Source organism: Pseudomonas sp. COR18 (genome assembly GCF_048568395.1).
GTDB lineage: Bacteria > Pseudomonadota > Gammaproteobacteria > Pseudomonadales > Pseudomonadaceae > Aquipseudomonas > Aquipseudomonas fuscovaginae_B.
The window spans coordinates 6,144,791-6,158,156 of the sequence record NZ_CP183808.1 but is presented as its reverse complement, the minus strand read 5'-3'; the positions used below and the strand labels follow the sequence as shown (position 1 = coordinate 6,158,156).

At 62.2% G+C, this 13,366-nt stretch carries 10 protein-coding genes; 2 read left to right on the top strand and 8 right to left on the bottom strand.

Annotated features, from left to right (window positions below; translation table 11 throughout):
* Positions 1-64: 64 nt before the first annotated feature.
* Positions 65-844 carry a hypothetical protein gene (locus ACM62G_RS27735; protein ID WP_419736092.1) on the top strand — a complete coding sequence of 260 codons (780 nt, stop codon included), beginning with the start codon at positions 65-67 and terminating at the stop codon, positions 842-844.
* Here the strand turns inward: ACM62G_RS27735 and ACM62G_RS27730 are convergent.
* From ACM62G_RS27730 to ACM62G_RS27695, 8 genes are all read right to left on the bottom strand, one after another.
* Positions 841-2,127, bottom strand: coding sequence for a cytochrome P450 (locus ACM62G_RS27730; protein ID WP_419736091.1), 1,287 nt, complete (start codon positions 2,125-2,127; stop codon positions 841-843). The genes ACM62G_RS27735 and ACM62G_RS27730 overlap by 4 nt on opposite strands.
* Before the next feature lie 213 nt (positions 2,128-2,340).
* Positions 2,341-3,138 carry a hypothetical protein gene (locus ACM62G_RS27725; protein ID WP_054061418.1) on the bottom strand — a complete coding sequence of 266 codons (798 nt, stop codon included), beginning with the start codon at positions 3,136-3,138 and terminating at the stop codon, positions 2,341-2,343.
* A gap of 45 nt (positions 3,139-3,183) precedes the next feature.
* Entirely contained in the window at positions 3,184-4,368 is a 1,185-nt protein-coding gene (locus tag ACM62G_RS27720) for an MFS transporter (RefSeq protein WP_419736090.1), read from the bottom strand.
* Positions 4,365-5,174 carry a hypothetical protein gene (locus ACM62G_RS27715; RefSeq protein ID WP_419736089.1) on the bottom strand — a complete coding sequence of 270 codons (810 nt, stop codon included), beginning with the start codon at positions 5,172-5,174 and terminating at the stop codon, positions 4,365-4,367. Before ACM62G_RS27715 ends, ACM62G_RS27720 begins: the two co-directional genes overlap by 4 nt.
* 12 nt (positions 5,175-5,186) lie before the next feature.
* Positions 5,187-6,626, bottom strand: a complete 1,440-nt coding sequence (locus ACM62G_RS27710; RefSeq protein ID WP_419736088.1) for a radical SAM protein — start codon at positions 6,624-6,626, stop codon at positions 5,187-5,189.
* Positions 6,626-9,280, bottom strand: a complete 2,655-nt coding sequence (locus ACM62G_RS27705) for a glycosyltransferase (protein WP_419736087.1) — start codon at positions 9,278-9,280, stop codon at positions 6,626-6,628. Before ACM62G_RS27705 ends, ACM62G_RS27710 begins: the two co-directional genes overlap by 1 nt.
* 550 nt (positions 9,281-9,830) lie before the next feature.
* Positions 9,831-10,937, bottom strand: a complete 1,107-nt coding sequence (locus ACM62G_RS27700) for a P1 family peptidase (protein ID WP_419736086.1) — start codon at positions 10,935-10,937, stop codon at positions 9,831-9,833.
* A 12-nt stretch (positions 10,938-10,949) separates the two neighbouring features.
* Positions 10,950-12,305, bottom strand: coding sequence for an APC family permease (locus ACM62G_RS27695; RefSeq protein ID WP_419736085.1), 1,356 nt, complete (start codon positions 12,303-12,305; stop codon positions 10,950-10,952).
* 194 nt (positions 12,306-12,499) lie between these two features.
* Here ACM62G_RS27695 and ACM62G_RS27690 point away from each other — a divergent pair, with 194 nt between their 5' ends.
* On the top strand, positions 12,500-13,279 hold the full coding sequence (locus ACM62G_RS27690; RefSeq protein WP_054060853.1) for a helix-turn-helix transcriptional regulator: 780 nt from the start codon (positions 12,500-12,502) through the stop codon (positions 13,277-13,279).
* The last annotated feature ends 87 nt before the right edge of the window (positions 13,280-13,366 follow it).

The following is a 13,366-nucleotide window of genomic DNA, read 5'->3' as shown; positions in this document are numbered from 1 at the left end:
GCTCCAATTCAGCTCGGACGCCCTGCGCTTTCAGCTTGATCAGCCACCACACGAAAGGATTCCAATGAGCGCTGAAGAAAAGATCGACACGACTACGCCTGCCGTCATCGCCAAATCCACCAGTCAATGCCCTTGGGTACTCGCGTTGCCTTTTCTCGGCTTCGTCGGTTACGCCGCGCCGTACGTCACTGGATTGATCTACTGGCAGGACTATTTGCGTGGCCTGCATATTCCCTCTGGACTATTCGAGGTCGAAGCTCGCGATTATTTCGTTTACGCCTACGTGGCCCTGGTCGAGTCGCTTGGCAACTGGACCGGCATTGTGCGCAACCCGGTGGTCTGGCTAATCATCGCCGGCACTATCCTGGGGCTTTCCACTGAATGGGTGCTTATCAAGAAATTCGAAACCAGTATTCGGATAAAGAGCACTGTTGAAAAATACACTCGCAATCGATACGTCGCGCTCACCAGTGGACTCGTGGTGCTTTCCGCAGTTATCACGACTTTGTTGATGCTGATTCCGCTCATTCTGCTGCCGGTATTGCTTCTCCCTGGCGCCATTGGCGAATATGGCGCCAAACAGACACTGAAGCGCGATCGCGAGATCTTTGCCAAGGGTTGCGATTTCTCCGAGCAGGCAAAAAAGCGCTGTTACGTGGTCAGGGACGGCGAGAAGATCATTGCCTCGGGCTTTCTGGTGGCCACCTCCGGCTCCAAGCTGGCCATCTATAAGGATGGCCGCCCCAAGATCCTTCCGCTAAAGGAATACAGTGTCGAAATTCTGGTTAAAGAGGACGAAAAACCGGTTACACAGTCATACACTGAGGTCCAGCCACTCGACTAACCCTCGGCTATCCGCACAAACCGAACCCGAGCCCGCTGCGGCCGCAGGGAAAACCAGCCCCGTGGCGCCAGCTCGCCGTCGTACACGATGTCCCAATGCTCCACCCAGTAGGCCAGCGCTGCCGCCAGATCGATCATCGCCATCGCGGTTCCCGGGCAGGAACGGTCCCCCAGGCCGAACGGGAAATAGGCGCCGCGCGGCCACGTTGCCGAGTCCAGGAAACGTTCCGGGCGGAATTCCAGGGGCGCCTCGAACCAGCGTGGGTCGCGATGGGTGATCCAGCTGGAGACCATGACCACGTCGCCCCGCTTGAGCGAATGCCCGGACACTTCGATGTCTGCCGTCACCTGCCGTGGCGCCAGGCCGTAGGCTGGTGGGTACAGGCGCAGGCATTCCTGCAGCACCGCCCGCAGCAAGGGACAGTTGCGCAGGTCACTGACCGAGCGGATGGCTGGCCAGTCGATGGGGGCCAGTTCGGCCCGCAGTCGCTTGCACAGGTCCGGACGTTGCGCCAACAGCAACAGGCACCAGGTCAAGGTGACGCCAGTGGACTGGTGCGATGCCATCAGTAGCGTGCAGAGTTCATCGCGCAATTCGACCAGGGGCCTGGGCGACTGCTGCGCAACCTCGTCGACCACCGCCCGCAATTGCCCAAGCGCCCAGCGTTTGCGCGGGCAAAGTTTGCTCGGGAACCAGTGCCCCAGGGGCAGACCGGTGGACATTTCCAGCAACGCCACCCGCGACAGCAGGCGCACTGCCTTGGCGATCCGGTAGGCCGAAGGCTCCAGGTCCACCTCGAACAGCGCGTGACCGCTGAGGGTGGCGCTGAACGCGGCCATTTCCAGGTCGAGATCGTACTCGCGCCCCTCCTCTATCCGCTCTGCCCAGTGTGCGGCCAGGTGGCGCACCTCACTGGCCGCTGGCGCAGTAATGTGTGGACGCACCGCCTTGCGCTGTGCCTGGGCCGGCTCGCCTTCGCGCATCATGAAGCTGCGTCCGTTCCATTGCTTGAGCATGCACAGGGCTGGCGCCCAGCGACGCAGGTCGTCGCGATGCTCGACCATCAGCTCGTGCACGGCTTGCGGATGGAACAGACACCAGACACGCTGCGGGCCCATGCGCATGACGGCGACGTCCGGCTGCATCGCGTGCATTTTCTGCAGCCAGGCCAATGGGTCGCGCTGGATCTCCAGCCAATGGCGCAAGCCGGCGCGGTTATCACCGACCCAGGGCAGATGGGCCAGCCGACGACGGATCGGGCAATTGGGGTTGGCTTCGAGCATGGTTCCGTCTCGCTTTCCTTCGCTGGGGCCTTGCAACAGCGCGGATTCTAGACTTTTCGAGCCTGAACACCAACACGACGTTACTGATCGTTCCCACGTGCCGCGTGGGAAACGCAGTCCGTGACGCGCTGCGTCACAAGAGCGGACGACAAGCGTCCTGGGAGGCATTCCTACGCGTAGCGTAGGAACGGCCGTCTCAGAAGTCCGCTGATGTCAGTCGCCATTCCCGGCAATGGTGATGTAGTCGGTATACACCTGCGGTGCACCGGAGAAGGACGCCAGTTGCCGCCATTCCTCGTACATGCGCTCGCTCTCCTGGTGCTCGCGGACAAAGGTCAATGCCTTTTCCGTCGACACGTCCAGTTCCGGGTGGAAGGCATTCAGCGAGGCCAGGCTCTCGATCTCCAGCATCACCGCGTACTGGTCCAGGCGGTTACCGCCCTGCCCCTTGAGCATGTGGAACTTCCAGCCCGGGTAGTCTTCGATGCGCTGGATATTGCCGGTGATGAAGTCGTCGAAGGTCTGCGCCGACACGCCGGAGCGCAACGCCAGGTTATGGATGCCCACCACCCGTGCCACCGGTTTCTCGCCGGCCACGGCGCGGTAGTTGGGGCCTTCGGCCAGGGAACTGTGGTTGTTCTGCGCCAGCAGCGAATAGGTGGAAAAAAGGGTCGGCAGTTCGGCGAAGGTCGCGAAGGTTTTCCATTCGGCGATCAGTTCCAGCGCCTCGCCGTGCTGCTGCCAGAACTCGCGGGCATGGGCGGTCTGGTCGCCGTTGTGGTCGATGTAGTGGGCATATTCTTCGGCGCTGGGCGCTTCGAACAGCATCAGGTACTGGTTCTGTCGCTCGCCGCGCAGGCCCTTGAGCAACGTCCAGCGCCAACCGGGATACGCCGGGATGGCGACGCCACGCTGGCGCACGAAATCCTCGAAATGCTCGGCAGTGACGCCCTTTTTCAGGTTGAGACCAATGTAGTGCAGGCTGAATACCGCTGCGGATTCCTGATTCATGATGACTCCATGGAGGGGTAACGTCGGGACGAAACAAACCGGTGTCTAGCGCACAGCCTTCGGCCCCCGGCCAGTGATGCGCCAGGCGCTGGCGCAGACCAGCAGCAGGATCACCACCCCGGCGCCAAAGGCGCTGGTCAGGCTGGCATGCCGGGCGACCAGGCCGATCAGCGCCGGGCCGCTGAGCAGGCCGCTGTAGCCGACCAGGGTCACGGCTGACAGGGCCACGCCCGATGGCACGCGCGGGTGGTTGCCGGCGGTGCTGAACAGGATCGGCACGATGTTGGAAAGGCCGATGCCCGCCAGGACGAAGCCGCCCAGCGCCACCCCCGGCCGATCGATCGAGACGATCAGCAACAGGCCGATGGCGGCGCAGCCGGCACCGGCCGCCAGCAGGCGCCGGTGCCCCACGGCATTGACCAGGCGGTCACCGCCCAGCCGGCACAGCGCCACGGCCAGGGCGTAGAGGGTGTAGCCGAAGCCGGCGTGGCTCTTGTCCATGCCCCGCTCGCTGTGCAGCAGCACTGCCGACCAGTCGAGCATCGCCCCTTCGATCATGAAGATGAAAAAGCACAGCAGCGCGATGACCAGCAGGCTCGGCTGGGCCAGCGCTTGCAGCAGGCCAGCGGTCTCACCAGGCTCCCGGGGCTGTCGGCCGAGCAGATGGGCGCAGGCCTGCATCACCAGCAACGCGATCAGCAGCACCACCAGCAGGATCGCCTGCAGAGGCTCCAGCCCCGCCCACAACAGCAGACTGACGCCACCCGCCCCGGCCACGCTGCCGATGCTGTAGAAACCATGGAAACCGGACATCTTCGCCTGCCCGCTGTCGCGTTCGACAATCACCGCCTGGGCGTTCATCGACACATCGAGCAGGCCGTTGACCGCGCCAAACAGCAGCAAGGCCGCGGCGAGCACCAGCGTCGCGCTGGCATGCATCATGAACGGCAGCACCAGACACAACAGTGTGGCGCAGGCCAGGATCACGGCCCGGCAGCCGAACCGGGCGATCAGCCACCCGGTAAAGGGCATCGCCAGCATGGAACCGGCGGCGATGCAGAACAGCAGCAGGCCCAGGGTGTCGTCGCCGATGGCCAGCCGGCCCTTGACGAAGGGAATCAGCGGTGCCCAGGCGGCCATGCCCAGCCCGGCGACAAGGAAAATCCGCCGAGTAGCCTGCTGCTGGCGCAGATTGCCCGCCAGTCGTGAGTCGAGCACTTGAGTCGTCATCGGCTCAGACTCTGCGCGACCGACAGGTAGTCGGTGTAGATCTGCGGCGAGCCGGAGAACGACGCCAGTTGCTTCCACTCCTCGTACATCTGTTTGGTGTCGCGATGGGCCCGGGCGAATTTCGCCGCCTCGTCGGTGGCGATATCCGGCTCCGGGTAGAACACATCCAGCGCCTGGAGGCTGGCGATCTCCATCATCACCACGTACTGGTCCAGGCGATTGCCGCGCTCGCCCTTGAGCAGGTGGAACTTCCAGTCCGGGTAGTCCTCGATGCGGTGGTGGTTCTCGGCAATGAAGGTCTCGAAGGTCTGCGCCTGGACATCCGCACGTAACGCCAGGTTGTGGAGGCCGATCACCCGGGCGATGGGCGCCTGCCCTGCCCGCTCCTGGTAGCGCGGGCCCGGCGCGACCGTGCTCTTGCGGTTTTCGGCCAGCAGGCGGTAGTCGGTGTAGAGCGTCGGCAGTTCGGCGTAGGTGCCGTAGCGTCGCCATTCACCGAGGATATCCAGGGCCTGCGGCCGCTCACGCCAGAACTGGCGGGCCCGTTCGGTCTTGTTGCCATCGGCCGTGATATACAGGTCACGCTGTTCGACACTGGCGATCTCGAACAGCATCAGGTACTGCCCTGCCCGCTCGCCCCGCAGCCCGCGCAGCAGGGTCCAACTCCAGCCCGGGTAACAGGGAAGGTGCACGCCCTTCTCGCGCACGAAGGTTTCGAACTGCTCCGGCGTCACCCCGGCCTCGGTATCGATGGCGATGTAGTGGAGGCTGAAGACCGCTGTGGAGGGGGTGTTGTGCTGTTGCATCGACGCGCTCCTTCAGGCCCGGGGCTCAGTGAACTGGGTATTGATGATGGCTTCCACCAGGGTCACGCCATTGGGCGTCAGCCGCACCCGCTCGCCCTCGACGCTGACCAGAGCCTTGTCCACCAGGGTCTTGAGGGCTGCGCTGATGATCGGGTTGTCGTGGTAGCTGCGTCCGTCGAAGCGCTGGCGGAACACCTGGTCGTCCACCGGCACCAGGGTGGAAAGGGCCATCTTGAAGGCGTTCACCTCCCGCTGCAGCGGCGAGACGCCACGGCTTTCGTCGATGGGCAGGCGGCCTTCGTCCAGCGCCTGCTTGTATTTGGCATAGCCGGTGATATTGATCGCTTCGGCGCGGGTGCATTTGGAACTGCCGCCCAGGCCGATCGCCACCTCGGGGTACTGGGTCTCGAGGTCGGTGATCAGGCCCTTCCACTTTTCCGGCTGCAGGTCGTTCTGGTGGAAGTACATGGTCGGGTGCTCGCGATAGCTGGGCGCCAGGTACTGCTCCACCAGCTCGCGCATCTGGTACTGCTTGCCCAGGCCCGGGAAGGTCATGTCGTTCATGCTGATCAGGCCCTTGCGCTGCCAGTGGCTCTGCTTCTCGCCGGAGACCCCGGTGCGGGTCTTCATGAACTCCTCCATGTGCAGCTTGCTGATGACCACATGGGACAGCTCCAGCTCCAGGGCCTTGTGCATGTCGTACTTCACATCATCGACGCTCTGGCCGAGCATGCCGTAGATCAGGTCGACACTGACCCACTCCAGGCCGATGGCGCGGGCGTGGTGGATGGTGTCCACGCACTCCTCGGCCGAGTGCATGCGCCCGCAGGCGGCAATGATGCGGTCGTCGAAGGACTGCGCGCCGAAGCTGATCTTGGTGAAACCCAGTTCCTTGAGCAGCGACAGGTATTCCCTGTTCAGCGTGCCCGGCTCGCCCTCGAAGCGCAGGGTCGCGGCCGAGAAGTTGAAGTGGCTCCGGTAGAACGCCATCAACCGGCGCAGCTCCGACTCCGGCAGCAGCGAGGGCGTCCCCCCGAAGATATTGAACTCGCCGACCTCGGCCCGGGCCAGGCTCGGCACCTTCTGCAGCCACAGGCCGGCTTCCCGGATGTTGTAGTCCACCACGTCGCGGAACACCACCTGGGACGAGGCCGCCTTGGGGTTGAGGATCACCGTCGGGTACTGGCAGAAATGGCAGCGGTAGCGACAGGTGGGAATGTAGGCCCACAGGTGGATCTGCCTGGCCTGGCGGATTTCCCGGTCCATGTCCGCGAAGAACGACGGCAACGGATAGCCGGGCATATCGCCGGGGAACACGTGGCAGCCGAACGGGTCGTTGAACACGTACTCAAGGAAGGCGCTGTTGTCCGGGTGCGCGAGGAACTCATGGACCCGCGGTACCGGGTAGTTCGGGTCGATATCGTGCAGTGAGTGCAGGGCTTCGCCGTTCATCAGAACACCCCCCCGTTGGCAAAGTAGTTATGGGCTTCGCCGGACTCGCGGTCCTCGGCGAAGTAGTAGACGAAACGCTGGAAATCCTCGGGCTTGACCTTGTCGAAACAGGCCGGCAATGGCGGTGGGTAGCCGATGTCCTCGCCCACGGCGCGGCGCAGGGCGCTGAAGATCTCCTCGCGGAACTCGAAGTACAGGCGATAGGACGGGGTCTTGTAGGCGTGGATCGGCTTGAAGTCGATCACCCGCGACTGCTGCTTGATCTCGTGGATGCGCTGGTACAGGCGGTCCGCCACCGGCTCGCCGAAGAACGCCCGCACCGCCGGATTCTCCAACAGAATGTGCGGGTTGAGCAGCGCCGGCAGCACGATGTTCTTCGGCACGTAGTCCTTGATCGAGTACTCCCAGGCCTGCCGCGACTCGGCAGGCGTGGTGTCGCGCAGTGTCGGAGCCTGCTCTTCGGCCTCCGGACGCACGTCCTTCATGATGATGATGCCGTCCTGGCCGTAGGCATTGCCGGTGATCACCTCGTCGAGAATGGTGTCCACCCGTCGGCTGTTGATCTCGATCCGTGATTCGTGGGCGTAGACCGGCTTGCCGCCCCAGGCGATCACCCGGATGCCGAAGTCCCAGTCATCGGAGAGGTGTTCGACGAAACGGCCGTTTTCCAGCTGGTAGAAGATCTCGATGCCGCCGACCCGGTCGTAGAGCCGGCGTTCGACGGCGAACCCCTTGCCGTCCGGGAAACCACCGAACAGCGAGAAGGACATCTCGCGGCAACGCAGGGTCTTCTGGATCTCGTTGTACAGGTTCGGCCGCTGGCGGAAATGCGCTTCGTTGTAGTAGTAGTTGCAGGTGCCCAGGTCACCGTTTTCGGCGATCATCCTGGCAATCAGCGCGTGCAGCCAGTACGGGTCGACGGTGCAGTCGGCGTCGGCGGAGGCAATGTAGTGCCGGTTGTCGACGCCCAGGCGGATATCCCGCTCTTTCGAGCGCAACGAGGCATAGTCCATGCCGCGCTTGCGGGCAGAGGAAACCCCCTGGGTAAGCTCCTGGATCACATGGATATCCAGGGAAGGATGGCGCTCGCTGAAACGCCTGATCTTGGCCACTGAATCGTCGGTCGAATTGTTGTCGACGATGATCAGTTCATAACTGGCATGGGTAATCAGATTGTCCCGGGTTTTCTGGTGGAACAGTGAGTCGAGCACGACATCGATTCGGTCGCTTTCGTTATAAAGCGGCAGCACCACCGAAACAGAAACAGTATCACGCATAGTTCCTCCGCAAGGGCTCAGGTCAAGCATGTCCACGATATTGTTGGAGAGCACCCGCCGACCAATGGCAAAGTTGCGCTGGGCTATCTGTTCCATCAGCGCCTTGTCGTTCAGCAGTTGGTAGACCTGCTCGACGAAGTTGTCGTCGGGCAGGCCGTCATGTTCTTGCGAAATCGCCATGATCGGCGCCTCGAAGCCATGTCGACCATAGACTTCCTGGTAATACTCATAGTTGCTGGCGATATAGCAGCGCTGGCTGCTGATGGCCTCTCCTACGGGGTTGCCATAACTGTCATAACCCCAGGACGTCAGGAATGAAACCAGGTCGCAGGAGTGGTAAAGATCCTCGACCGTGATTGTCCGCTCATTCGACGGCATATAGTCGTGGGACAGTGCGCCGACGAACTTGATATAGGCCTCGACCTCAAGTTCCCGGGCCAACTGGTTCAATTCGGCGAAATAAGCCGGATGCTCGCCGGGGTCGCCCGCCAGTGCCAGGTACACCCGGCGCCGGCTGCCCTCCCGGGCGAAGCGCTGGTTCAAGCGCTGTACCAGATGGATATCGCGATCCTGGCGCTTTTGCGGAATGATCCGCGTGGTGCGGGCGATCAGCAGGTCGCTGTCGCGGATATCCAGGCGCTCCTTGATAGAGTGGTAGCGGCCCTGGCCACTGAAGTCATAGGTGTTCCTGCGGACCTGCACCTGTACCCGGTGATCGCACCAGTGCTCGAGCTTGTCCTTCAGGTCGTTGTTGAGGGTGACATAGGTGATATGGGGCGAACTGACCGGCTTGACCGCATGGGGATAGGGCTCCGGCCCGTATTTCATCACGGACTTTTCGCTGCTCCACATCAGGTCGTGGTCGCGCCAGATGACAAAATTGCCCAGCCCATGCTGCCGGCCGTAGCGCTCGATGGCCAGGTACAGCGCCTGGGTGTAGATGATGTTTTCCGGCAGCGTGGCGTTTTCCACGATGACATGCCGGATATCGAGCTGCTCCCACAACTGGATGATCCGCAGGGACAAGGCCTGAGCCGACTCGCCAATGGCCTTGAGCAGGTGTTGCTGCTCCTGCGCGGATACCTGGGCCTTCTGGGCAATGAGGATGTTGTGGGAGTACTCGATGAAGTCCACGTTGTAATAAGGCACGGTGTCGATATCCTCGATCCGCACCAGGTTGAAGATATCCCGATAGATATCCTTTTCATGATCGTAGGGTTTGTTGAAGTTGCCCTTGTCGACCTTTATTTCATAACCCAGGTCGAGGTACGAAGTTATCCCCTTGCGCAGGAGATGTTTCGCCAGTTTCGAGGCTTCGACGGTGATGCCGGAAACCGCAACAGCATCGAAGGATATGAATATCGCTCCAGCAGGCATAGCAATACCTCTCGAACCAATAGAAATGTATTGGTCTTCATGGAATAAAATGACCAGCTTTTAATAATGCATAGCGATACGAAATGACGTGTTGTCATCCCGATATTGTCGACTCGGTGATAGGTGCCCGTTCAGATAGCCTTTTGCAGGCGCACTTCTCCCTTGGCCATTAATCAGCCATCCATGTGACCAGCAAGTTGCAGGCTGCGCGGATTGTTCAGGGTGGCGACGGGAAATGCAGGGGTGGACGGACGGTTTTCCAGCGATGGTGGCTCATGCTCTTTACCCTTCCCTTTTCAGGATCTTGTTTTGAAAATTTGATGGGTGGCGCTGAGTAACATTTAGTAAAGAACATACTCGTCTGTACGAGTCAAAGCAACCGTCCTACAGACATTTTTTCAAACTGTCCCTTTTATCGAGGGCAACTAAGATGAGATGAAAGTTAGTATTAAATTGCCATTATTTTGCTGCTATCCTGCAACAGGCCCGGCTGCGCAGCACGCGCAGCCGGGCCCGATCATTCGATTGTGTTGTTGCCTGCAGAGCGGCGTTATACCGCTGCGGCTCGCCAGCCCAGGGTCTGCAGGGCCTCGATCAAGCGTGCGCCCTGCAAGGCTGGCACCTCCCGCCCATCCCCGGCCCGCATCGGCCGCCCGGCCAGTAGCGCGTTGATAATCGCCTCCTCGACCGCCTCGGCCGCCGCCGCGAACAGCGGCGAGATATGGTCGTTATTGACCATGGCGACCTGGGCCGTCCGAGGCAGAATACGACGATTGTAATCGGCCGGCGCCAGCCCCGTGTTACCGGTGGAGAAAGCCAGGAAGATATCGCCACTGGAATCATCCGTGCCCCCGCCCGTGCGGGCGATGCCCACCGAGGCGCGTTGTGCCAGGCGTTGGCATTGATGCGGCAGCAAAGGGGCATCGGTAGCCAACACCACCACGATCGAGCCCATGCCCGGGGTATCCTGTTCGATAAACGGTGAGGGCAAATCCAGCAGTACCCGGCCTACGGGATAGCCGTCGACCCGCAGCTCGCGACGCTGGCCGTGGTTGGCCTGGACAAAGGCGCCGACGGTCCAGCCACCCTGCTCCGCCGGCAAGGCCCGAGAAGCGCTGCCGATCCCGCCCTTGAACTCATGGCAGATCATGCCGGTGCCGCCACCTACGGCGCCCTCAATCACCGGCCCGCCGCTGGCCGCCGCCAGCGCCTGTTCAACCAGCCCGGCATTCACATGCTGACCCCAGATGTCGTTCAGCACGCCGTCGTAGGTCTCCATCACCACCGGCATGCACCAGTAGGTCGACGGGTCCGCCAGGGTCGCGTGCTCATGGGCGATCAGCGCATCACGCACTACACCGACGCTGTGGGTGTTGGTGGTGGCAATGGGCGTGGTCAGCAGCCCCGCTTCGCGAATCCACTCCAGGCCCGTGGCATCGCCATTGCCGTTGAGCACATGGCAGCCGGCGAAGCAGGGCTCGTAGCGCGCGGCGCCGGCACGGGGCTCGATGAGGCTGACACCGGTGCGCACGGGCTTGCCCTCATGGACCTTGTCCAGCGTGGCATGGCCGACCCGCACCCCCGGCACGTCGGTGATTGCGTTGTGGGGGCCCGGCTTTCCAAGGCCCAGGGTGATACCAAAGTCGCGTGCTCGCATCGTTTCTCTCGCTTAAAGTTTCTGGAAAGCCGGGCTCAGCTTGCCGTAGGTGCCGTATAGCACCACGGAGCCGAGCAGGATGCCCAGAATGATGAAGATATCCCGGGTGGAGGCACCAGCCAGCAAGGTCACCAGCAGATACCCCGCGCCCATCACGGCCACCAGGGCCGGCAGCGGCCACAGCGGCATCCGGTACGGATGCTCACGGTCACGGCGCAGCACCCGGCTGAACAATGCGCACAGGCCGACCACCAGATAGACGCAGAGGATCAGCAGCACGGTGAAGGACGTGAGTTCCGACAGGTTGGAGCTGAAGGTCAACGCCGCCGAAGGCACGGCCAGGAACAGCGTAGCCAGCCAGGGTGAGTCCCACTTGGGATGGATGCGGGTGAAGGCCCCGTTCAGGGACGGCATCCACAACTCGTCGCGCCCGCTGCTGTAGATCACCCGGCCGATCTGGATCACCAGGGCGATGATGGCGTTGAACACCGACAGGAAAATCCCCGCACTGACCAGTCGGGACAGTGTTTCGTTGCCGTGGGCCGTCAGCAGGTAGCCAATCGGATCCGCGCTGGCCAGCATGGCTTCCAGCGACGGTGCGCCCATCAGCAGCGCAATCAGCGGAATCAACTCGATAGCCACCACCAGCACCAGCGACCACAGGACGGCCTTGGCGATGCCCTGCCCGCCGCACTTCATGTCTTCGGCGAGCAACACGGCGCCGCCATAGCCATTGAAGGAGAACAGCGCCGTGCCGACGGCACCGATCACCAACGCCCAGGGCGCCGCGTGCAACACACCATTGTCGAGCATGAGCGGGTTGAGCAGGTTGCCGACCGGCTGCCGGGCATGGCCGAAGCCCAACACCACGATGACCATCAGCGCCGCCACCTCAAGCAACAGGCAACTGCCGGTGACCCAGGCATTGAGCTTGATGTTGAGGATGCCGAGCAGATAGCTCAGGGCCACGATCACCAGGGCGACGGTCTGCCCGTCGAACTGCGTGCCCAGCGCCGCGTTGAGGTAGGTCGCCGCGCCAGTCGCCAGTACCGGCGGAATGAACAGCAGCATCGCCAGCACGGTCAGGAACGTGGCGTAGCCGGCCATGCCGCCAAACACGCGCTTGGCGAACACGTACTCGCCGCCCGCGGCACTGTGGGCCCGGCCCAGCTCCGCATAGCAAAGGGCGAACATCAGCGCCAGCACGCCCCCCAGGATGAACGCCCAGATCACCCCGGTGCCGGCCTGGGCGATCGCAAACGGCGCAATGACAAACACCGAACTGGCGGGCGTCACCGAAGAGACGGTGATGGCGACCACATCGGGCACGCTCAGCGTGGGTTTGAGTTCAGGGGAAGGAGCGGTCATAGGTTCATCCTCGCGTTGTTCTAGGTGTTGGGAGGCAGAACTGGAATTCGACAAGTTGCGGGCTCGACGGCTCGCTTGATAGGCCTGGAATCTAGGCAGATGCGCCCGGCCGGGCAATTCCCCCTATGGGGTACCCCCGTTGACAGGCGCGCTAAATCGGGCGCCAATGCCCTACCCGTTTCAAGGACTCAGCCGTGGACATTCTCTTCAAGGAAGTCGCCAGCCATACCGCGCTGGCGCGCGCGATCGAACAGATCGGCAGCCCGCGCTTCTGGCGACAGCTGATCCTGGTACTGCGCCATTGGGTGCCGTTCGACAACGCCCTGGCGATTCACTTCCCCGCCCAGGGCGCGCCCCATGTGCTCGAGGAATACGATGCGGCGCCGGCACCGGCGGCGGGTGAGCTGTATCTCGATGGGTTGTACCTGCTGGACCCGTTCTACCAGGCCGCTCGCGAAGGTTTGGCCAGTGGTTTCTATCACCTCGAGGAAGTCGCGCCTGACCACTTCTGGCAAACGGACTACTACCTGAACTACTTCCAGGACCATGTGCTGGTGGATGAAGTGCAGTTCCTGTTGCAACTGCCGGACGGAGTGCTGTCGCTGTCGCTCGGCATGCGCCGGGCGTTTGATTCGGCGGAGTTGGGGAAGTTGAGCCTGGTCAGTGGCTGGGTGCTGGCCCTGCTCCATCAGAATTGGACGCGTATCGGCATCTCCGTGCCGGTACAGCCGCCGGTGGGCGATGCGTTGGCGAAGTTTGGTCAGGGGGTGTTGTCCGAGCGGGAACTGGAAATCGCCCGGCTGATTCTGCGCGGGTATTCGTCGAAGGCCATGGCCCAGCGGCTGGGAATTTCACCGGAGACCATCAAGGCGCATCGGCGGCATTTGTACGCGAAGCTGGATATTTCCTCGCAGCCGGAGCTGTTTTCGGTGTTTATTCGGGAGTTGGGGTTTGAGGAGTTGCAGAATCCTTGATCAAATGTTCTTGCAAGCGCTTGAGTATCTGATGGCTGCAAGCACTGCTTATCTGGTGCGCCTCCAGGAGGTGTCCAACAACCTCTC